This is a genomic window from Pseudomonas sp. Mb7 (assembly GCF_054790525.1).
On the sequence record NZ_CP186501.1, the window covers coordinates 964,255 to 986,131 of the forward strand.

Genomic DNA, 21,877 nt, shown 5'->3' on the forward strand with positions numbered 1-21,877 from the left:
CGAGATTGAGTCATGGCAGAAGCAGTCGCCGATAACGTTCCGGCCAAGGCCACCCCAATAGACGGCAAACCGCCGCTGTTCGGCTTGTCCTTCCTGGAAAACCTCTCCGAGATGACCATGCTGCGTCAGGTGGGCCTGTTGGTCGGCCTGGCTGCGAGCGTGGCGATTGGCTTTGCCGTGGTGCTGTGGTCGCAGCAGCCGGATTACCGTCCGTTGTACGGCAGCCTTGCCGGCATGGACGCCAAGCAGGTCATGGACACCCTGGCCTCTGCTGACATTCCTTACACCGTCGAACCGAACTCCGGCGCCTTGCTGGTCAAGGCCGATGACCTGTCCCGTGCGCGGATGAAACTCGCCGCTGCTGGTGTCACTCCCAGCGACGGCAACATCGGTTTTGAAATCCTCGACAAGGAACAGGGGCTGGGCACCAGTCAGTTCATGGAAGCGACGCGCTACCGTCGTGGCCTCGAAGGTGAACTGGCGCGGACCATCTCCAGCCTGAACAACGTCAAGGGTGCCCGCGTGCACCTGGCGATTCCGAAGAGTTCGGTGTTCGTGCGAGATGAACGCAAGCCAAGTGCTTCGGTTTTGGTCGAGTTGTATTCCGGTCGTTCGCTGGAGCCGGGTCAGGTGGTGGCGATCATCAACCTGGTGGCCACCTCCGTTCCTGAATTGAGCAAGTCGCAGATCACCGTCGTCGACCAGAAGGGCAACCTGCTCTCTGATCAGGCGGAGAACTCCGAAATGACCATGGCCGGCAAGCAGTTCGATTACAGCCGCCGCATGGAAAGCATGCTCACCCAGCGCGTGCACAACATTCTGCAGCCGGTATTGGGCAATGATCGCTACAAGGCTGAGGTCTCGGCCGACATCGATTTCAATGCCGTCGAGTCGACTGCCGAGCAGTTCAACCCGGATCAACCGGCGTTGCGCAGCGAGCAGTCGGTCAACGAACAACGCACCGCCAGCAATGGCCCGCAAGGTGTGCCGGGTGCTCTGAGCAACCAGCCGCCGTCGCCAGCCTCGGCGCCGCAAACCACCGGTGGCGCCGCAGCGCCGGCCGCTATGGTGCAGCCAGGCCAGCCGTTGGTTGATGCCAACGGTCAGCAGATCATGGACCCGGCCACCGGCCAGCCGATGCTCGCGCCATACCCGGCAGACAAGCGTCAACAATCGACCAAGAACTTCGAACTCGACCGTTCCATCAGCCACACCAAACAGCAGCAGGGTCGCCTGAATCGTCTGTCGGTGTCGGTGGTGGTCGACGATCAGGTCAAGGTCAACGCGGCCAACGGCGAAACCACACGCGCGCCGTGGAGCGCCGACGAATTGGCGCGTTTCACCCGTCTGGTCCAGGACGCCGTCGGTTTCGACGCCAGCCGTGGCGACAGCGTCAGCGTGATCAACATGCCGTTCTCCGCCGAGCGCGGCGAAGTGATTGCCGATATTCCGTTCTACTCCCAGCCATGGTTCTGGGACATCGTCAAACAAGTGCTGGGTGTGTTGTTCATCCTGGTGCTGGTGTTTGGTGTGCTGCGTCCGGTGCTCAACAACATCACCGGCGGCGGCAAAGGCAAGGAGCTGGCCGGTCTTGGCAGCGACGTGGAACTCGGTGGGATGGGCGGCCTGGACGGCGACCTGGCCAACGACCGCGTAAGCCTCGGTGGTCCGCAGAGCATTCTGTTGCCGAGCCCAAGTGAGGGTTATGACGCGCAACTGAATGCAATCAAGAGTCTGGTGGCCGAGGATCCGGGTCGCGTGGCTCAGGTCGTGAAAGAGTGGATTAACGCAGATGAGTGATAACCGAGCCGCTACCGTCAAACTGACCAAGGTCGACAAAGCCGCGATTCTGCTGCTGTCCCTGGGTTCGACCGACGCCGCACAAGTGCTGCGCCACATGGGCCCGAAAGAGGTTCAGCGTGTCGGCGTGGCCATGGCCCAGATGGGCAATGTCCATCGCGAGCAGGTCGAGCAGGTCATGAGCGAGTTCGTCGACATCGTCGGCGACCAGACCAGCCTCGGCGTCGGTTCCGACGACTACGTGCGCAAAATGCTCACCCAGGCATTGGGCGAAGACAAGGCCAACGGCCTGATCGACCGCATCCTGCTCGGTGGCAACACCAGTGGCCTCGACAGCCTGAAATGGATGGAGCCACGCGCCGTTGCCGACGTGATCCGTTACGAACACCCGCAGATTCAGGCGATCGTGGTGGCGTACCTCGACCCGGATCAGGCCGGTGAAGTGCTGGGCAACTTCGACCACAAGGTGCGTCTGGACATCATCCTGCGCGTCTCGTCGTTGAACACCGTACAACCAGCAGCACTGAAAGAGCTGAACCAGATTCTCGAGAAGCAGTTCTCCGGCAACTCGAATGCCTCGCGCACCACCCTGGGCGGCATCAAGCGTGCGGCAGACATCATGAACTTCCTCGACAGCTCGATCGAAGGCCAGCTCATGGACTCGATCCGCGAAGTCGACGAAGACCTGTCCGGTCAGATCGAAGACCTCATGTTCGTGTTCAACAACCTCGCCGATGTCGACGACCGTGGCATTCAGGCGTTGCTGCGCGAAGTGTCCTCGGACGTGCTGGTGCTGGCCCTCAAGGGTTCGGACGAAGGCGTCAAAGAGAAGATCTTCAAGAACATGTCCAAACGTGCTGCCGAACTGTTGCGCGACGACCTCGAGGCCAAAGGCCCGGTGCGCGTCAGCGATGTCGAAACCGCGCAGAAAGAAATCCTCACCATTGCCCGTCGTATGGCCGAAGCCGGCGAGATCGTACTCGGTGGCAAAGGCGGCGAGGAAATGATCTAAGCCCATGGACAAGCACGACGACGATGTGACGGATCTGATCCGTGCCCGCGATGTCCGTGGTTTCGAATCCTGGGCCATGCCCAGCTTCGACCCGCCGAAGCCGGAACCCGAGCCCGAGCCGGAACCCGAACCGCCGGAAATGGAAGAGGTGCCGCTGGAAGAAGTCCAGCCACTGACCCTGGAAGAACTCGAAAGCATCCGTCAGGAGGCTTACAACGAGGGCTTTGGCATCGGCGAGAAAGAAGGCTTTCACAGCGCCACGCTCAAGGTTCGTCAGGAAGCTGAAGTGGCGTTGGCGGCGAAGCTGGCCAGCCTTGAGCAACTGATGGCGAACCTGTTCGAGCCGATCGCCGAGCAAGACACCCAGATTGAGAAATCACTGGTCGACCTCGTGCAGCACATCACCAAACAGGTGATCAAGCGCGAGCTGGCCATCGATTCCAGCCAGATCGAACACGTCATGCGCGATGCGCTCAAGCTGTTGCCGCTGGGTGTCGAGAATGTGCGTCTGTACGTCAATCCGCAGGACTTCGAGCAGGCCAAGGCTTTGCGCGAACGTCATGAGGAAACCTGGCGCATTGTCGAAGACGAAGCGCTGTTGCCGGGTGGCTGCCGGGTTGAAACCGAGCACAGCCGCATCGATGCCAGCATCGAAACCCGCGTCGCTCAGGTCATGGCCAAACTGTTCGATCAGTTGCACGAGCAGGCTTTGCACCCGGCCGAGGCGGATTTGACTCTGGACATTCCAGAAGATGTAAAACCGGCGGCCACGCCTGAAGAGCCGCTCGCGGACGAACCCGATGCGCCTTGAACGCACCAGTTTCGCCAAGCGCCTGAGCACTTACGCTGAGGCCACCGAGATTGCCGGCGCGCCGATTCTTGAAGGTCGCCTGCTGCGTATGGTCGGCCTCACCCTCGAAGCCGAAGGCCTGCGCGCCGCCATGGGCACGCGTTGCCTGGTAATCAATGACGACAGCTATCACCCGTCCCAGGTCGAAGCGGAAGTCATGGGGTTTTCCGGCGGCAAAGTATTCCTGATGCCGGTCGGCAGTGTCGCCGGTATCGCTCCCGGTGCCCGCGTGGTGCCGCTGGCTGAAACCGGCCGCTTGCCGATGGGCATGAGCATGCTCGGGCGCGTCCTCGACGGCGCCGGTCGTGCGCTGGACGGCAAGGGCGGGATGAAGGCCGAAGACTGGGTGCCAATGGACGGCCCGACGATCAACCCGCTCAACCGTGACCCGATCAGCGTACCGCTGGATGTTGGTATCCGTTGCATCAACGGTTTGCTGACGGTCGGTCGCGGCCAGCGTTTGGGTCTGTTCGCCGGTACCGGTGTCGGTAAATCGGTGTTGCTGGGCATGATGACCCGCTTCACCGAGGCCGACATTATCGTCGTTGGCCTGATCGGTGAGCGGGGTCGAGAAGTTAAGGAATTCATCGAGCACATCCTCGGTGAAGAAGGTCTCAAGCGTTCCGTGGTCGTCGCATCCCCTGCGGACGATGCGCCGCTGATGCGTCTGCGCGCCGCCATGTATTGCACGCGAATTGCCGAGTATTTCCGCGACAAGGGCAAGAACGTCCTGCTGCTGATGGATTCGCTGACCCGTTTCGCCCAGGCGCAGCGGGAAATCGCCTTGGCCATCGGCGAACCGCCGGCAACCAAGGGGTATCCGCCGTCGGTGTTCGCCAAATTGCCGAAACTGGTTGAGCGTGCCGGTAATGCGGAGAAGGGCGGTGGTTCGATTACCGCGTTCTATACGGTGTTGTCCGAAGGCGATGACCAGCAGGACCCGATTGCCGACTCGGCTCGAGGCGTACTTGATGGTCACATCGTGCTGTCCCGACGTCTGGCTGAGGAAGGGCACTATCCGGCCATCGACATCGAAGCGTCGATCAGCCGGGTAATGCCGGCGGTGGTCTCGCCGGAACATATGCAGCGCGCGCAGTACTTCAAACAGTTGTGGTCGCGTTATCAGCAGAGCCGCGATCTGATCAGTGTCGGCGCCTACGTTGCCGGCGGCGACCGCGAGACCGATCTGGCGATTTCCCTGCAACCGCAGTTAGTGCGCTACCAGCGTCAGGGCCTCAACGACAAAATCAACATGGGTGAAAGCCAGGCCTATCTCGAGACCTTGTTCGCCCCTGCGGCGGGCGGGTAACCGGCCATGGCCGTCAGCCGCGCTGCGCGCCTGGCTCCGGTGGTGGACATGGCCGAACAGGCCGAAAAAACCGCCGTGCAACGGCTGGGCTATTTTCAGGGTCAGGTCAAAGTCGCAGAAAGCAAACTCGCCGACCTCAATGCCTTTCGTCTGGATTACTCGCAGCAATGGATCGTGCGCGGCAGCACCGGCGTGAGCGGGCAATGGCTGCTCGGTTTTCAGGGCTTTCTGGCGCAACTCGACACCGCCGTCGACCAGCAGCGCCAGAGTCTGGTCTGGCACCAGAACAAGCTCGACAAGGCGCGTGAGGAATGGCAGCAGGCGTTCGCCAAGGTCGAAGGTTTGCGCAAACTGGTGCAACGTTATCGCGAAGAGGCGCAACGCCTTGAAGACAAGCGCGAGCAGAAGCTGCTCGATGAATTGTCGCAGCGTTTGCCGCGACAGAATCCGTTTTAAAGCAAGATCAAAAGATCGCAGCCTTCGGCAGCTCCTACAGAGGATCAGTGTAGGAGCTGCCGAAGGCTGCGATCTTTTGATCTGTCTTCTAACCTTGCCGCAACCCTGTGCAAGTGCTAAACCTTGTACAGGTTCGTCAATGACAAGGAAGCCAGTCAATGTCAGTCGTTACAGAAGTCTCTCCGGATGGTCACAAACTGACGATCTCGGTCAGGGGGCGGTTCGATTTCGGGCGCCATCAGGAGTTTCGCGAGTCCTATGAGCGACTCCAAAAGAAACCTGAGTCCATCGTGGTCGATCTGAAAGAGGCCACCTACCTCGACAGCTCCGCACTGGGCATGCTGCTCCTGCTGCGGGATCACGCCGGTGGCGATAATTCGGACGTGCGAGTCGTCAACAGCAACTCCGATGTGCGCAAGATCCTCGCCATCTCCAATTTCGACAAACTCTTCGACATCAGTTGACGGCCATGCAGGCGCAAGAGCCGCTGACCCTGTTGATCGCCGAAGACAGCGCCGCCGATCGCCTGTTGCTGTCGACCATCGTCCGTCGTCAGGGCCATAACGTCTTGACGGCGGCCAACGGTGCCGAAGCGGTCGATCTGTTTCGCCGGCAGCAACCCGATCTGGTCTTGATGGACGCGATGATGCCGGTCATGGACGGCTTCGAAGCCGCGCGGCAGATCAAGGCGCTGGCGGGCGAGACGCTGGTGCCGATCATCTTCCTCACGTCGCTGACCGAAAGCGAAGCGCTGGCCCGTTGTCTGGAGGCCGGTGGCGACGACTTTCTGGCGAAGCCTTACAACCAGGTGATCCTCGCCGCCAAAATCAAGGCGATGGATCGCTTGCGCCGCTTGCAGGCAACCGTGCTGCAGCAGCGCGACCTGATCGCCAAACACCATGATTACCTGCTCAACGAACAACGTGTGGCCAAAGCCGTTTTCGACAAAGTGGCGCATTCCGGTTGCCTGAGTGCGCCGAACATCCGCTACCTGCAATCGCCCTATGCCTTGTTCAACGGTGACCTGCTGCTGGCGGCCTACACGCCGGCAGGTGACATGCATGTGCTGTTAGGCGATTTCACTGGCCATGGCCTGCCGGCAGCCGTCGGGGCGATGCCCCTGGCCGAGGTGTTCTATGGCATGACCGCCAAGGGCTACGGCCTGGCGGAAACCCTGCGCGAGATGAACGCCAAGCTCAAACGCATCCTGCCGGTGGACATGTTCTGCTGCGCCACGTTGCTGTGCCTGAGTTTTCAGCGACGCTCGGTCGAAGTGTGGAACGGCGGCATGCCTGACGGCTATCTGCATCGGATCGCCAGTGGTGAGCGTGTACCGCTGGCAGCACGGCACTTGCCACTGGGTGTGCTGAGTGCTCAGGCGTTCGACGATCGTACGGAAGTGCATCCGATGGCTGTCGGTGATCGGGTGTTTCTGTTGTCCGACGGGGTGATCGACACCAGTGACGCCAGTGATCAGCTGTTCGGCGTCGAGCGTTTGCAGCAGGTGTTCGCCGCCAATCGCGAGCCGGATCGCTTGTTCGAGGATATCGAGCAGGCGCTGCGGGATTTTCGTGGCGAGGCGCGCGACGATGTCAGCATGGTCGAGGTTAGCCTGCTGGAGCCGGCGCAGGTCAAACCGTCGGCGCCGGTGTATTCCGACAGCGGCCAGTCGTGCCCGCTTGACTGGTCGGTGAGCTTCGAATTCCGTAGTGCCACACTAAAGCGTTTCAATCCGTTGCCGTACCTGTTGCAGTTGCTGCTTGAGGTGCATGGGTTGCGGGCGCAGAGTGGTGCTTTGTACAGCGTGCTGGCCGAGTTGTATTCCAATGCGCTGGAACATGGCGTGCTGGGTCTGGACTCCAGCCTCAAGCGCGATGCGGCGGGTTTTGCTCGCTATTATCAGCAGCGCAACGATCGGCTGGAGGCGCTGCAGGATGGCTTTGTCCGTGTGCATCTGCAGGTGCAGCCACAAGGCGGGGGCGGCCGGCTGGTGATTCGCGTTGAGGACAGCGGCAAGGGTTTTGATGTGGCGCGAGTCATGGAAAGGCCGCTGGACGGTGTCCGTTTGTCGGGGCGCGGCGTCAGTCTGGTCCGGCAATTGGGGCATAACGCCAGTTGGTCGGACGAAGGTCGTAGTGCCTGCGTGGAGTTTTCCTGGGAGGTTGAGGCATAATTCGCGCAATTCTTGATCAAGGAGTGAACAAGTGACTGACCAACATGTGGATCGCGACGTACTCGATACATTGCGTGACGTCATGGAGGAGAACTATCCGGATTTGCTGGATACCTTCCTGATAGATTCCGAAAGTCGCGTGCAGGTGCTGCAAACGACCGCCGATGCCGAAGTGCTATCGGAGGTTGCTCACAGCTTCAAGGGTAGCGCCAGCAATATGGGCGCGGTTCGACTGGCCGTGCTGTGCCAGAAGCTGGAAAGCGAAGCAAGGGACAAGAGTCCGGCAGAAAACGTCAGGCTGGTCGCCGATATCAGCGTCGAATTCGCTGAAATTCGCACTGTTTACGAAGACGAGCGACAGCACGCCACTACCCACTGATCCCGCCGTCCGGCGCTTTTTACGAGCGCCGGGCAAATCTGGCCCGGCACTTGCAACTATCTCTGCAACTGTACCTACGATCCCAGTGCAGCGGAGACCGTTTCATGCCTGCGACCCCCAACATCCTTCTTCAGAATGCCGCTCAGGCCAAGGCGCAGGCCGCCTCGGCCAAATCGTCGGCTATGGCCGTAGACACCGGGGATAAAGCCTCAAGCTTCGCTAAAGTGTTCGCCGATCAGGGGTCAAACAAGCCTGTCGCCACCGCTGACAATTCGCCCAAGTCGGCGCGCGACAAGGTCGCTGACAACAGCGGCAAAAAGGACATCGCCAAAGATCCGTCTGCCGCTGCACAACCGGCGGTTGCCGATAGCGGCAACGACTTGCCTGCCGACAAAACCGCAGCGACCGATGACAGCAGCGCCAGCAGCGACGACAACACAGGCACCGCCCAGACGCCAGTGGTAGACGCGGCGCCGGTTGATCCGACGCTCGATCCGGCATTGGCAACCGCTGTGCAGCCGGTAGTCACGACGCCAGTTGTGCAGAATCCGGCGGTCGTCGCGACTGACCAGCCTGAAACCGAAACGCCTGCGCTTGCCGCTCTGCCGGGGACGGTCAAAGATCCGGCACCGGCCACTGACAGCGATTTCGACCCTTCGGCCGATCCGCTCGACTCAATGCCGGCCGTGCGCATGGCGATGGAGCAGGGCGGGCACATTTCCGCCGCCAGCCAGGCGCAACCGAAAGCGTCGCCGGCTCAGGCTCAGGCCGACGGTGAATTGACTTCCGCGCAAACCTTCGCCGCCGGCATGGCCAGTATGCTCGACGTGCAAGCCGACAAGGACAGCACCAGCCAGGGTGGTGACAAAGCGTTCAGCGGCTTGATCGACGACGGCCTCAAAGATCTCAAAACGGCGACCAGCGATACCCGCGTCGATGACTTCGCCAACCGTCTGGCGGCACTGACGCAGGCGGCCACGCCGAAGACTGCGAACGCGGTACCGGTGAATCAGCCGATCGCCATGCACCAGAGCGGCTGGACTGAAGAAGTGGTCAATCGCGTCATGTATCTGTCGAGTGCCAATCTGAAGGCGGCCGACATTCAGCTGCAGCCGGCTGAACTGGGGCGATTGGATATTCGCGTCAACATGGTTCCGGACCAGCAGACCCAAGTGACCTTTATGAGCGCGCATCCAAGCGTGCGAGAAGCGCTGGACGGCCAGATGCATCGCCTGCGCGAAATGTTCAACCAGCAGGGCATGGGTCAGGTCGACGTCAATGTCTCCGACCAGAATCGTGGCTGGCAGGGGCAACAAGGTCAAGAACAGGCGCAGCAGGGCCAGAGTGGTCGCACCAGCGCGGCCGGCGGTCGCCTCGATTCGGCGGATGACGAATTGGTGCCTGCAACCATTGCTGAAGCCGCCGCTCAAACCACCAGCGTGATTGGCAGCAGCGCGGTCGACTATTACGCCTGAGCAAAATCAAGAGCCCCTCACCCTAGCCCTCTCCCAGAGGGAGAGGGGACTGATAGGGGGATGCTTGCGGATTACGCCGACCGGATACTGCTGTTGTGAATCCATAATCGACTCGGTCTTTCAGGTCGATGTTTGACGTCTTGCACCTCAGTCGGCCCCTGAAAACCCTCACCCTAGCCCACTCCCCGAGGGAGAGGGGACTGATTGGGGGATGCTTGCGAAGTACGCCGACCGGATACTGCTGTTGTGAATCCATAATGGACTCGGTTTTTCAGGTCGATGTTTGACGTCTTGCACCTCGGTCGGTCCCCTGAAAACCCTCACCCTAGCCCTCTCCCGGAGGGAGAGGGGACCGATTGGGGGATGCTTGCGAAGTACGCCGACCGGATACTCCTGTTGTGAATCCATAATCGACTCGGTTTTTCAGGTCGATGTTTGACGTCTTGCACCTCGGTCGGCCCCCTGAAAACCCTCACCCTAGCCCTCTCCCAGAGGGAGAGGGGACTGATTGGGGGATGCTTGCGGAGTACGCCGACCGGATACTGCTGTTGTGAATCCATAATGGACTCGGTTTTTCAGGTCGATGTTTGACGTCTTGCACCTCGGTCGGTCCCCTGAAAACCCTCACCCTAGCCCTCTCCCGGAGGGAGAGGGGACCGATTTGATCTGGTCAAACGATACTGGACACGGTTATAGGGTTTTACCCTTTTTCATGCCGCCAGGGCCTCCATGTCCACCGGAGTTCGGTAGCCATTGTGACTGTGCAGCCTGATCCGATTGTAATAATGGGTCAGGTAGCGCAATACATCGGTACTGGCCTCATCTTCGTTTCGGTAGCCAGCCTTGGGTATCCATTCAGATTTCAAACTGCCAAAGAAACGCTCCATCGGGGCGTTGTCCCAGCAGTTTCCTCGTCGACTCATGCTTTGTTTTATGCGCATGTCCGCCAGCGTTTCACGAAACACTTTACTGCTGTAATGACAGCCCTGATCCGAATGGAACATTAGGTTTTCAGGGCGTCCTCGCGACTCGAAAGCCATCTTTAACGCTCGACAGGTCAGAGCTGAATCCGGACTTCTGGACATCGCCCAGCCGACGATGCGGCGGGCATGCAGATCAAGTACAGCAGCCAGATAAACCCAGTAAGTACCGGCCCAAATGTAAGTCACGTCGCCACACCACACTCGATTGGGGGCCTCGACTTTGAATTTACGCTCCAAATGATTGGGGGCGTATTGCGCCTCCGCACCGCTGGGTTTGTACCGATGCCTGCGCCGTTGCTGGCTCTTCAAACCGAGCTCGCGCATCAGGCTACGAGCCATGTAACGACCTACCGACTCTTTTTCGTTACACAGCGCTTTTGACAGGCTGCGCGCGCCCATTGAGCCACGACTTTGCTCATGTAATTCGGCAGCCTTGATCTTTAGGCGATCGCGCCCGACATGCACTTTCGCCCGCTGTTTCAGACGCTCGTAATAACTGCTGCGGTTGATACCAAACACGCCACACAACTCGGATCTTGGATATTGCTCGCTTAACTCCTCGACCAGCCTTACCGATCGAGGGAATCCGACATCAAGAGAGCTGTAGCCTTTTTTAAAATTTCCTTCTCGCGCTCAATCCGTCGAATTGTTGCTTCCAGTTCTTGGATGCGTTGTTGGTCAACGGTCATGGCCTTGGACTTCTCAGGCGTCTTGCCGCTGCGCTCCGCACGCAGTTGTTCAACCCAGCGGCGAAGAGCTGTAGGGCCCACGCCCATTGCTTCACAGGCTTCACTCACCGAATAGTCTTTATCCAAAACCAGGCAAGCCGCATCCCGTTTGAAATCTGTTGAAAAATATCGTCTGGTCAAATCACACCTCATCGTTGGGCGTAGATTAACGCCCTTTAGGGGTGTCCAGAATCATTAAGCCAGATCAATTGGGGGATGCTTGCGAAGTACGCCGACCGGATACTCCTGTTGTGAATCCATAATCGACTCGGTTTTTCAGGTCGATGTTTGACGTCTTGCACCTCGGTCGGCCCCCTGAAAACCCTCACCCTAGCCCTCTCCCAGAGGGAGAGGGGACTGATTGGGGGATGCTTGCGAAGTACGCCGACCGGGTACTGCTGTTGTGAATCCATAATCGACTCGGTCTTTCAGGTCGATGTTTGGCGTCTGACACCTTGGTCGGCCCCCTCTCCCTCCGGGAGAGGGCTGGGGTGAGGGTGCCTTTGACTTTAGCGTTGTCTGCGCTACGGCCGACACTTCTGGCATAACACTTGCTCTTGCCTTGCCGTGCGACTGTGAAAACCCGATTAGTGACGGATTATTGGCATGGCGAAGAGCGAAACAGCAGCAGTGAAAGACCCCGCAACCAAAGGCAAACTCAAGCTGATCATTGTGATCGTGCTGGCGTTGCTGCTGGCCATTGGCGCGTCCGTGGGGGCGACCTGGTTCTTCATGCACAGCGCTCAGAGCAAGCCTGCCGAAGCCGCTGATGCAGCGCCTGTCGGCAAGCAGCCGGCGATTTTCGAGCCGATGGCGCCGGCCTTTGTTGCCAACTACAACCAGAACGGCCGTCAGCGCTACATGCAGGTGAGCATCACCATGCTGGCGCGTAATCAGGCCGATCTGGAAGCGCTCAAAGTGCACATGCCGGTGATCCGCAACAACCTGGTGATGCTCTTCTCCGGTCAGGATTTCGCCACCTTGGCGACCCCGGTCGGCCAAGAGATGTTGCGCCAGAAGGCCACCGCCAGCGTCCAGGAAGTGGCGCAGAAAGAGCTGGGCAAAGTGGTGATCGAACAGTTGCTTTTCACTAATTTCGTACTGCAGTAGGAACACGACATGGCCGTGCAGGATCTGCTGTCCCAGGATGAAATCGACGCGCTGTTGCACGGCGTCGACGATGGTCTGGTACAGACCGATAACGCTGCCGAACCCGGCAGTGTCAAAAGCTACGACCTGACCAGTCAGGACCGCATCGTCCGTGGACGCATGCCGACTCTGGAAATGATCAACGAGCGTTTTGCCCGCTATACCCGCATCAGCATGTTCAACATGCTGCGCCGCTCGGCGGACGTTGCCGTCGGTGGCGTGCAGGTGATGAAGTTCGGCGAATACGTGCATTCGTTGTACGTACCGACCAGCCTCAACCTGGTCAAGATCAAACCGTTACGCGGCACCGCGCTGTTCATCCTTGACGCCAAACTGGTGTTCAAACTGGTGGACAACTTCTTCGGCGGCGACGGCCGTCACGCCAAGATCGAAGGGCGTGAATTCACCCCGACCGAACTGCGTGTGGTGCGCATGGTGCTGGAACAGGCTTTCGTCGATTTGAAAGAAGCCTGGCAGGCGATCATGGAAGTCAATTTCGAGTACATCAACTCGGAAGTGAACCCGGCTATGGCCAACATCGTCGGCCCAAGCGAAGCGATCGTGGTCTCCACGTTCCACATCGAACTCGATGGCGGTGGCGGCGACCTGCACGTGACCATGCCGTACTCGATGATCGAGCCGGTGCGCGAAATGCTCGACGCCGGTTTCCAGTCCGACCTCGACGATCAGGACGAGCGCTGGGTTAACGCGCTGCGTCAGGACGTCCTCGATGTCGACGTACCCATCGGCGCCACCGTGGCGCGCCGCCAGTTGAAACTGCGCGACATCCTGCACATGCAGCCGGGTGACGTGATCCCGGTCGAAATGCCGGAAGACATGATCATGCGCGCCAACGGCGTGCCGGCCTTCAAGGTCAAGATGGGCTCGCACAAAGGCAACCTCGCGTTGCAAGTGATCGAGCCGATCGAGCGTCGCTGAAACGGCGCTCCTACCCCAAGCATTTAACTGAATTTTTGCCCGCCGAGGACAAATGATGAACGACGATATGAACGCCCAGGACGACCAGGCACTGGCTGACGAATGGGCTGCGGCCCTGGAAGAAACCGGTGACGGTCAAGCTGACATCGACGCCCTGCTGGCCGCCGACGCATCCAGCGGCTCGCGTCTGCCAATGGAAGAGTTCGGCAGCGTGCCGAAGAACAACGATCCGGTGACCCTCGATGGCCCGAACCTGGACGTGATCCTCGACATCCCGGTGTCGATCTCGATGGAAGTCGGCAGCACCGACATCAACATTCGCAACCTGCTGCAACTCAACCAGGGTTCGGTAATCGAGCTTGATCGTCTGGCCGGTGAGCCGCTCGACGTGCTGGTTAACGGCACGCTGATTGCGCACGGTGAAGTAGTTGTGGTCAACGAGAAGTTCGGCATCCGCCTGACTGACGTGATCAGCCCAAGCGAACGCATCAAGAAGCTGCGCTGAGTGAAACGGTTTCTCTGGGCTTTGCTGGCATTGCCATTGAGCGTGCTGGCCGCCGAGCCTTCAACGGCGACCACAGTGCCAGCCGCCACCGCGCCGATGGTCAACAGCGGCGTGGCCGGGCAACTGACGCAACTGGTATTCGGCCTGTTGCTGGTGCTGGGGTTGATCTTCTTCCTCGCCTGGCTGTTGCGCCGGGTGCAGCAGGCAGGTCCGGCAGGCAAGGGCCAGGTGATCGAGCTGATCGGTTCGCGCGCGCTCGGCCCGCGTGACCGTTTGCTGCTGGTGCAGGTCGGCAACGAGCAGATTCTGCTCGGCCTCAGCCCCGGCACCATCACCGCGCTGCATGTGCTCAAAGAGCCGGTCGAGGTGCCGAATACCAGCGAGAAAGCGACCCCGGAATTTGCCCAGCATCTGCTGAAGATTCTCGGCAAGGATCAGAAGGATAAGAAGTAATGGGTGCGTTACGCATCGTCTTGACGCTGGCCCTGTTGCTGGCCGCGCCGCTGGCATTCGCCGCCGATCCGTTGTCGATCCCGGCGATCACGCTGGGCACCAACGCCGATGGCGCGCAGGAGTATTCGGTCAGTCTGCAGATCCTGCTGATCATGACCGCCCTGAGCTTCATTCCGGCGGCCGTGATTCTGATGACCAGTTTCACCCGGATCATCATTGTCTTCTCGATCCTGCGTCAGGCCCTCGGTCTGCAACAGACGCCGTCGAACCAAATCCTCACCGGCATGGCGCTGTTCCTCACCATGTTCATCATGGCCCCGGTGTTCGACCGGGTGAACAAGGATGCGCTGCAACCGTATCTGGCGGAAACCCTTACCGCCCAGCAAGCGGTCGAAAAGGCCCAGGTGCCGATCAAGGACTTCATGCTCGCCCAGACCCGCACCAGCGATCTGGAGCTGTTCATGCGCTTGTCCAAGCGCACCGACATTGCCACGCCGGATCAGGCGCCGCTGACCATTCTGGTGCCGGCGTTCGTCACCTCCGAGCTTAAAACCGCGTTCCAGATCGGCTTCATGATCTTCATTCCGTTCCTGATCATCGACCTGGTCGTGGCCAGTGTGCTGATGGCGATGGGTATGATGATGCTCTCGCCGCTGATCATCTCGCTGCCGTTCAAAATCATGCTGTTCGTGCTGGTTGATGGCTGGGCGCTGATCATCGGCACCCTGGCCAGCAGTTTTGGAGGTGTCTCGCCATGACGCCGGAAGTTGCGGTCGATATCTTTCGTGAAGCCCTTTGGCTGACCACATTGATGGTCGCGATTCTGGTAGTGCCGAGCCTGTTGGTCGGCTTGCTGGTGGCGATGTTCCAGGCCGCTACGCAGATCAACGAACAGACCCTGAGCTTCCTCCCGCGTCTGCTGGTGATGCTGGTGACGTTGATCATCGGTGGTCCGTGGATCGTGCAGACGTTCATGGAATACATCATCCAGTTGTACAAAAACATCCCGATGGTCATCGGCTAAGCCATGCAATCGCTGCTTCAGCTGACCGACACCCAGATCAGTACCTGGGTGGCCTCGTTCATGTTGCCGCTGTTTCGCGTCGCCTCGATGCTGATGGTCATGCCGGTGTTCGGCACGACGTTGGTGTCGCGCCGGGTGCGCCTGTATTTCGCCGTGGCCATCACCGTGTGTATTGCGCCGAGCCTGCCGCCGATGCCGGCGGTCAGCCCGCTGGATCTCAGTGGCTTGCTGCTGATAGCCGAGCAGATTCTGGTCGGTGCGGTGCTGGGGTTTTCCCTGCAACTGTTTTTCCAGGCCTTTGCCGTCGCGGGGCAAATTGTCGCGATTCAGATGGGCATGGGCTTCGCCTCGATGGTCGACCCGGCCAACGGTGTCTCGGTGGCGGTGATCGGGCAGTTCTTCACCATGCTGGTGACTTTGCTGTTCCTGTCGATGAACGGCCATCTGGTGGTCTTCGAAGTCCTCACCGAAAGCTTCACCACGCTACCGGTCGGCAGCGGTCTGATGACCGCGCATTACTGGGAACTGGCCGGCAAACTCGGCTGGGTGCTGGGCGCCGCATTGTTGCTGGTGTTGCCGGCGGTGACGGCGTTGCTGGTGGTCAACATCGCGTTTGGCGTGATGACCCGCGCGGCGCCACAACTGAACATTTTCTCCATCGGTTTTCCGCTGACCCTGGTGCTCGGTCTGTTTATCGTCTGGGTCGGTCTGGCGGACATTCTCAATCAGTACCAGCCGCTGGCCACCGAGGCCTTGCAGTTGTTACGCGAACTGGCACGGGCGCGCTGAGTCATGGCAGAGAGCGAAAGCGGTCAGGACAAAACAGAAGACCCCACGGAGAAACGTAAAAAGGACTCTCGTGAAAAGGGTGAAATTGCCCGTTCCAAAGAACTCAACACCCTGGCCGTGACCATGGCCGGTGCCGGTGCGCTGCTGGTGTTTGGCGGCATGCTGGCCGAAGACCTGATGGAACTGATGCGCCTGAACTTCACGCTGTCGCGCGAAGTGATCATGGATCAGGGTTCCATGGGCGCGTTTCTGTTGCAGTCGGGCCAGATGGCGCTGCTGGCGATCCAGCCGATCATGATCACTCTGTTGCTCGCCGCGTTGATCGGGCCGATTTCCCTCGGTGGCTGGCTGTTCGCAGCGGTCCATGGCGCCCAAGTTCAGCCGGATGAACCCGGCGGCAGGCCTGAAGCGGATGTTCTCGTTCAAGGCTGTGGTCGAACTGCTCAAGGCCCTGGCCAAGTTCCTGATCACACTGGGCGTGGCGTTGGCAGTGTTGTCGGCGGACGTCGATGACTTTTTGCGGATCGCCCACGAGCCACTTGAAATGGCGATCATCCACAGCGTGACGCTGGTCGGCTGGAGCACATTGTGGCTGGCCTGCGGCCTGATCATCATCGCGGCTGTCGATGTGCCGGTGCAGCTCTGGGAAGCCCACAAGAAACTGCTGATGACCAAGCAGGAAGTGCGCGACGAGCACAAGGATCAGGAGGGTCGCCCGGAAGTCAAACAGCGCATCCGCCAGACCCAGCGCGAGATGTCCCAGCGGCGCATGATGGCGGCGATTCCCGACGCCGACGTGGTCATCACCAACCCGACCCACTACGCCGTCGCGCTCAAGTACGACTCGGAGAAGGGCGGCGCACCCGTGCTGCTGGCCAAGGGCAGCGACTTCCTCGCCCTGAAAATCCGCGAAATCGCCGTAGCCAACAACGTCATGCTCCTCGAATCGCCGGGGCTGGCGCGTTCGATCTACTACTCCACCGAACTCGAGCAGGAAATTCCTGGTGGTCTGTATCTCGCGGTCGCGCAGGTCCTGGCCTACGTCTACCAGATCCGCCAGTACCGTGCGGGCAAGGGCAAACGCCCGGATCCGCTCAAGGACGACTTGCCGATTCCGCCGGATCTGCGTCGCGACTCCTGACGTCGTTGTGCAGCCATTGGTCTGAGATCTCCCTTTACTGTCAACTCTGACAGGTGCGCTCGTCGTGATTTTGCAGTTTGATGCAAGGTGGCGCCGTGAACCTGGCGCGGTCATGCGGGCGAGTGCAAGGGAGCACGACAATGAAAGGTATTTTCAGCAGTTATGACGAAAAAACCGGAAGGGGCACCATCACGCCGAAGCCCTCGGGACGATGTATTTCCTTTGCCGAAGCCACGGGGTTTTTTCTGACGGCCAAAGAATACCGATTCAGCATTCCATTGCCCGATGCCCTGCGGGCGAGCGTCAAAGTGGGCGGCGAGGTCGAGTTCGAATTGCCCAAGAGCAAGAATGGAAAAGTAAAAATCCTCCGGTATTGACCACTGTTCGCAAAGCCGCTTAAAACGGGGCGGCGGTTTTTTATGATCGTTCCCACGCGCAGCAAAGGAATGCAGCCCGGGACGCTCCGCGCCCCTTCCAAAGCCGAACGCGGAGCGTCCGTTGAGGCATTCCTTTGCTGCGCGTGGGAACGATCATCGCGTGTCGCTACTGCGGCACCTCCAGATTATCCATCACCCGATTCACCGCCAGCTCGCCGAGCATGATCAATTGCGCGATACCCAACAGCGTCCTGCGTTGCGACGCGGGGATGAGGTGGGCAAAGTCATGGGCGATGGTTCTGGCTGAAGCGAGGGTTTCGCTGGCATCGGCCAGCAGTTCCTCGTTTTTGAAGTCTGCGGTGACGGCGTACATCCGGCGGGTCTTACGCGGTGGTGGCGTGGAGCCGGGTGGGCAGAGGTAGTGATCGAGGGCGCGGTCGGCGGCTTCGTGGAGTTTTTTTGAATCGAGGGATTCGTAGGGGGAGGTGGGGTCGGTTTCGGGTGGGTTGGGTGTTGGTTTAATCATGGTGATACTCCGTGGTTGATTTGGCCGCCACGGCTCATCGCTAAACAAGTAAAGGTGGCGGCTGTACGCAGGTTAGCGATCCGGGTCACAGAAACCCCGGGTAGACCCGAAGGTCTCCCACGCACAGCCACCATGACGCCAAGTGCAGATAGACAAAGCTGCAATTGAGACTGGGGATTGAGCGTCTGTAGGGTATCGGATCGCTAAACCCGATCGCTGATTCGTCAGCGACCGACCCACAATAGAACCCGACCCCAAGGCGCACAAGCCGGCGGATTCTGGCGTAGCTGTAGGCAATGGCGCAAGAATTTGTAGCCTGAAAGGCGTGTCTGAAGGTGTCTTTTAAACGCCTGAGTTTAAAAGGCGATTTGCGCTGACTTCACTGGCCCCTTCGCGAGCAAGCTCGCTCCCACATTTGGAATGCATTTCCCTGTGGGAGCGAGCTTGCTCGCGAAAGGGCCATCCCGGTCAGTGCCATTCAGGTCTGGCTTCTTTTTACCCCCCCCCCTTTTTTTTGGTTCTTCACGGATTACCGGGAAAGACGCTCTTGATCTTCATGAAAAAGAACTCGCTATCCCGGTAACCGTACGCCATCCGCTTGATCACCTTTATTCGATTGTTTATTCCTTCCAACTGACCGGTGTGCATCGGCCAGCGCACCCGGCTTACGATGCCTCGCCAGTAACCCTTTAGCCGTTTGGCAAACTGCACCAGAGCCGGTATTTCGCTTTCATGAGCATGGCGCAGCCATTGTTTCCAGGCCGATCGCCAGCCCCAGGCGCTGCTAGGTGCCCAAAGCGTTTTGAGTTCAGCCTTCATTAGATAGACTGTCATCAATGCTTGGTTGGCCGCCAGCAGGTCCTTTAAACGTACCTGTTGCTCCGGCGTTTTCAGGTTCTGCGGGTTGCGTAGCAACAGCCATCGCGCTTGCTTGATGACCTTTCGGGCAGGCTTGTCATGGCGTAGCCGATTAGCTTCATCGACGCGGACCCGATCAATCACCTCTCGGCCATATTTGGCCACCACATGAAAGAGGTCGTAGACCACTCGCGCTTTCGGGCAGTGCTGACGGACCTCCAGGTCAAAAGCGGTATTCATGTCCATCGCAACCGCTTCGATTCGAGCACATCCCTCTGGCCCCAGCTCTTCGAAAAAGGGCCGAACCGCCGCCCGGCTACGGCCTTCGCCAATCCATAGCACTCTTCGCGTATCGGCATCCAACACCACACTGGCGTAGCGATGCCCTTTGAACAGCGCGAATTCATCCATCACCAGGCGTCGTGGTTGCGCCTTCGGCAGCGTGGCCAACGCCGCCTGTAAGGCTCGACGCTCCAGCAACCGAACGGTGTCCCAATGCAGCCCAAACATCTGGGCCACGTGCAGGGTGGGAAGTCGCTCGCAGGCTTGAATGACCGCATCGGCCAAGCGACGCGTCATGCGGGCATAGCGATCCAGCCAACTGACGGCCTCCATGCGTTTGCCACAGTCGCGGCAACCAACACGCCTGAGCAAAACGCTGAGGCGCACCGCACGACCGAGAATGGGTAGATCACGAATCACTCGCTCGCAATACTCATGAGTGGTTGAACAGGTTTTTTGGCACCCTCCGCAGGAAGGGAAGCGGGTGGTGTGGGGTGTGAGATCGATCTGGAGGCCGTCACCATCAGGCTTGATGTTGACGACAGAAAAGCCCTCCCAAAAAGGAAGGAAAGTATTAATATCGCGCATAAGAACGCCGGTTTGTTAGATGTGTTTGCTCGCACGAACATCATCAATCAAATCGGCGTTCTTGTTTCTGTCTTTCCCGGGATTCCGTGAAGAACCTTTTTTTTTAACTTTTACCTTTAGCCTTTTAAAACCAAGCGCGTCTGATCAATACGGTCTGAGACACCATGAAACCAGATTTCTACTCAAATCCGAATGGCATATGACTCCTCCATTACGATACCCAAATATCGATCCCCAGCCGCTTGGGCAGCCGCCTTCATCGCACATTCTGTACACCCCTCCCGGCACCAAAGGCCAGTTGTTATCCGGGCCGTAAACGCGACGCATGGCTGTCAGTGCATTAGTTAAAGGTACTGAGCCGGCGATGGTATTTCTCCAGCTGATTGCTTGCTGATAATTATATCCAACTGTACTTATATCCAGCCGGAAGATGTTGCTGACATATACGTTGTAAGTAAGAGTGCTTAACTTGTCCTGAACGGTGATGACTACGTTGTTACCGTTGCGAAGGCCGATAACCTTGCCATTCATATCCACTGTAGCGATGGCTGTGTTGCTGGACATATAAGTGACTGGGCTTACTCCATAAGAGGCGGTTCGAGTTGCGGAGTTGTTTAAAAACTCCAAGCCCGTGGTCGCCCATCCGGTGTATATCCGGTAGCCGTTGAGAATCATATTGGATTGGTCAATTTGCAGGGGCTGGTGAACGGTAAGTGATCTGGGTTGTGATGTTGGGTTGTCAGCGTATTGTGCCTTAGCAACAAAGGTGTACCTGCCCTTGGTCAGTTCTGTAAGGGTCAGCCTCCATTCTCCATCTGTCGGACTAGCGACGGGTTTACCTTTTGATACGTCGCCTTCTATTACATCAACTTGTTGGCCTTTGGCGGCTGTGCCGATGAGAATTATTGAGTTTTCTACTGTGTCGTCATTGTCAGGGATTTCGATGTTACTGGGTAAGCCTTTGATTGAGTCTATTGTCGGTTCTACATTCTCCACGGTCCTGACGGTATACACCTGATCCGGAAACCGCGTGGCGCTAGCAAAGTTATTGCTCTTGTCCTCCGACACCCAGAATTCCAGTTTCAACTCCGATCCGTCGTTCAATTCTCTCAGGAAAGCGATGAGCAGCGGTTTATCCCAGAACCTCTGACTGACCCAGGTCGCATTCACCTTGTGGGTGCCACCATTCCAGAATTGCAGGACGTGCGCCGAGCCGTCGGGTTTCTGGCCGGTGAATTTCAACCACACCTGCTGACCGACCTGTAATCCTGTCCAGTCGCGTGCTCGTAGCGTGGCGTCCTGACCTTTCAGTGCGGCCACATCCAGCATGCCGTCCACGGCCTCAAGGATTATCGGCGAGTTGTACACCTTCTGATTTGCAGTGATATTAATCGGGGTCTTCGCCGACTCGTTGTTGTTGGTCAATTGATCGCGCACCGTGGCGAAGACCGAATGGGTGCCGTCGCCAATCAACAGCAGTTCGGCAGCCGTCAAGGTGTGGTTGATCGGGTTTGTGGGGTTGGGAAATGTGATGCTCAAGGTGCCTATGGTGAGCTTGACCGTGTCGTGAGGCCGTGGGTAAGTGACAGTAATCGTGAGGACTGCCGTCTGCCCCGGTACGACGCTGGGTGGATGGCTGACGGTGACGGTAGGCGCCGGGTTGTTGTAAAGCAGCTTGAGTGTGGGTGAGTTATCGTCGTTGCCGCTGGCTCGGGCCACTCTGTAGCGGACATCGTTGACACCGTTTGTGAACCAGCTCGCCGGCACGCGCAAAAGAATGCGTTCCTGCTCCTCACCGGGATAGATGGTTTTGCTGATGCCGGTGCTGACTCCGTTGACAAGAATAGTCACGACGTCAAAAGCCGCCATGACCCAATTCCGCAAGCCGGTTATGGGGTCGATGACAAGTTCTACGCCAGATGGAATGAATGCCGAGAGAGGAAGGCCACCATCAGCAGTACCTGGAGGCAGCACCGGTGTTATCCATTGCGGTGGGTACACGGGATACAAGGCCAGGGCTGCGTTGGCTTCGAGTGAATTGACTTGAACGCTCATTCTGTTCTCCAAGGACAATGGTGACG

21 protein-coding genes and 1 pseudogene are annotated in these 21,877 nt (G+C 58.8%); 18 read left to right on the forward strand and 4 right to left on the reverse strand.

Translation table 11 applies throughout. The features are described from left to right. Positions 1-12: 12 nt before the first annotated feature. From fliF to ACOYXH_RS04435, 9 genes are all read left to right on the forward strand, one after another. A complete protein-coding gene (fliF, locus tag ACOYXH_RS04395; RefSeq protein ID WP_095050177.1) occupies positions 13-1,800 on the forward strand; it encodes a flagellar basal-body MS-ring/collar protein FliF in 1,788 nt (595 codons plus the stop codon). Next, entirely contained in the window at positions 1,793-2,812 is a 1,020-nt protein-coding gene (gene fliG, locus ACOYXH_RS04400; RefSeq protein WP_016771079.1) for a flagellar motor switch protein FliG, read from the forward strand. The genes fliF and fliG overlap by 8 nt, the downstream gene beginning before the upstream one ends. Before the next feature lie 4 nt (positions 2,813-2,816). Beyond that, complete coding sequence (gene fliH / locus ACOYXH_RS04405; RefSeq protein WP_460410283.1) at positions 2,817-3,623, forward strand: flagellar assembly protein FliH; 807 nt, start codon at positions 2,817-2,819, stop codon at positions 3,621-3,623. Then, positions 3,613-4,971 carry a flagellar protein export ATPase FliI gene (fliI, locus tag ACOYXH_RS04410; RefSeq protein ID WP_116254413.1) on the forward strand — a complete coding sequence of 453 codons (1,359 nt, stop codon included), beginning with the start codon at positions 3,613-3,615 and terminating at the stop codon, positions 4,969-4,971. The genes fliH and fliI overlap by 11 nt, the downstream gene beginning before the upstream one ends. Before the next feature lie 6 nt (positions 4,972-4,977). Further along, positions 4,978-5,427 carry a flagellar export protein FliJ gene (gene fliJ, locus ACOYXH_RS04415; protein ID WP_093439724.1) on the forward strand — a complete coding sequence of 150 codons (450 nt, stop codon included), beginning with the start codon at positions 4,978-4,980 and terminating at the stop codon, positions 5,425-5,427. Positions 5,428-5,585: 158 nt separating this feature from the next. Further along, positions 5,586-5,891, forward strand: coding sequence for an STAS domain-containing protein (locus ACOYXH_RS04420; protein ID WP_095050179.1), 306 nt, complete (start codon positions 5,586-5,588; stop codon positions 5,889-5,891). A gap of 5 nt (positions 5,892-5,896) precedes the next feature. Next, a complete protein-coding gene (locus tag ACOYXH_RS04425; RefSeq protein ID WP_460410285.1) occupies positions 5,897-7,600 on the forward strand; it encodes an ATP-binding SpoIIE family protein phosphatase in 1,704 nt (567 codons plus the stop codon). A 31-nt stretch (positions 7,601-7,631) separates the two neighbouring features. Then, the gene (locus ACOYXH_RS04430) at positions 7,632-7,979 is read left to right on the forward strand and encodes an Hpt domain-containing protein (RefSeq protein WP_095050181.1); all 348 of its coding nucleotides are present in this window, start codon (positions 7,632-7,634) and stop codon (positions 7,977-7,979) included. 104 nt (positions 7,980-8,083) lie between these two features. Further along, on the forward strand, positions 8,084-9,454 hold the full coding sequence (locus tag ACOYXH_RS04435; protein WP_220558324.1) for a flagellar hook-length control protein FliK: 1,371 nt from the start codon (positions 8,084-8,086) through the stop codon (positions 9,452-9,454). Between the two features lie 710 nt (positions 9,455-10,164). Here the strand turns inward: ACOYXH_RS04435 and ACOYXH_RS04440 are convergent. Beyond that, a protein-coding gene (locus tag ACOYXH_RS04440; RefSeq protein WP_460410286.1) for an IS3 family transposase occupies positions 10,165-11,318 on the reverse strand; the annotation gives its coding sequence in 2 pieces (ribosomal slippage) (positions 10,165-11,045 and positions 11,045-11,318; 1,155 coding nt in all). A 453-nt stretch (positions 11,319-11,771) separates the two neighbouring features. On the opposite strand from ACOYXH_RS04440, the gene fliL reads away from it, so the two are divergent. The 9 genes and pseudogenes from fliL (at position 11,772) to ACOYXH_RS04485 (ending at position 17,542) form a co-directional block, all read left to right on the forward strand. Next, positions 11,772-12,275 carry a flagellar basal body-associated protein FliL gene (fliL, locus tag ACOYXH_RS04445; RefSeq protein WP_007920033.1) on the forward strand — a complete coding sequence of 168 codons (504 nt, stop codon included), beginning with the start codon at positions 11,772-11,774 and terminating at the stop codon, positions 12,273-12,275. A gap of 9 nt (positions 12,276-12,284) precedes the next feature. Continuing rightward, positions 12,285-13,253 (forward strand): flagellar motor switch protein FliM, encoded by a 969-nt coding sequence (gene fliM, locus ACOYXH_RS04450; RefSeq protein ID WP_003222890.1) that lies wholly within the window; start codon positions 12,285-12,287, stop codon positions 13,251-13,253. A gap of 55 nt (positions 13,254-13,308) precedes the next feature. Further along, on the forward strand, positions 13,309-13,758 hold the full coding sequence (gene fliN / locus ACOYXH_RS04455; protein WP_008077656.1) for a flagellar motor switch protein FliN: 450 nt from the start codon (positions 13,309-13,311) through the stop codon (positions 13,756-13,758). Continuing rightward, complete coding sequence (fliO, locus tag ACOYXH_RS04460) at positions 13,759-14,211, forward strand: flagellar biosynthetic protein FliO (protein WP_093439747.1); 453 nt, start codon at positions 13,759-13,761, stop codon at positions 14,209-14,211. After that, positions 14,211-14,969, forward strand: coding sequence for a flagellar type III secretion system pore protein FliP (gene fliP, locus ACOYXH_RS04465; protein WP_095050183.1), 759 nt, complete (start codon positions 14,211-14,213; stop codon positions 14,967-14,969). Before fliO ends, fliP begins: the two co-directional genes overlap by 1 nt. Then, positions 14,966-15,235, forward strand: coding sequence for a flagellar biosynthesis protein FliQ (fliQ, locus tag ACOYXH_RS04470; protein WP_038363854.1), 270 nt, complete (start codon positions 14,966-14,968; stop codon positions 15,233-15,235). Before fliP ends, fliQ begins: the two co-directional genes overlap by 4 nt. A gap of 3 nt (positions 15,236-15,238) precedes the next feature. Beyond that, entirely contained in the window at positions 15,239-16,024 is a 786-nt protein-coding gene (fliR, locus tag ACOYXH_RS04475; RefSeq protein ID WP_093439752.1) for a flagellar biosynthetic protein FliR, read from the forward strand. Positions 16,025-16,027: 3 nt separating this feature from the next. Beyond that, positions 16,028-17,165: pseudogene (flhB, locus tag ACOYXH_RS04480) on the forward strand (flagellar biosynthesis protein FlhB). A gap of 140 nt (positions 17,166-17,305) precedes the next feature. Then, entirely contained in the window at positions 17,306-17,542 is a 237-nt protein-coding gene (locus tag ACOYXH_RS04485) for a hypothetical protein (RefSeq protein WP_095050185.1), read from the forward strand. Between the two features lie 166 nt (positions 17,543-17,708). Here the strand turns inward: ACOYXH_RS04485 and ACOYXH_RS04490 are convergent, their stop codons facing one another. The 3 genes from ACOYXH_RS04490 to ACOYXH_RS04500 form a co-directional block, all read right to left on the reverse strand. After that, entirely contained in the window at positions 17,709-18,068 is a 360-nt protein-coding gene (locus ACOYXH_RS04490) for a DUF6124 family protein (RefSeq protein ID WP_217868267.1), read from the reverse strand. A 522-nt stretch (positions 18,069-18,590) separates the two neighbouring features. Next, positions 18,591-19,796, reverse strand: a complete 1,206-nt coding sequence (locus tag ACOYXH_RS04495) for an ISL3 family transposase (protein WP_095126667.1) — start codon at positions 19,794-19,796, stop codon at positions 18,591-18,593. Positions 19,797-19,940: 144 nt separating this feature from the next. Further along, positions 19,941-21,851, reverse strand: a complete 1,911-nt coding sequence (locus ACOYXH_RS04500; protein ID WP_460410287.1) for a hypothetical protein — start codon at positions 21,849-21,851, stop codon at positions 19,941-19,943. Positions 21,852-21,877 lie beyond the last annotated feature (26 nt).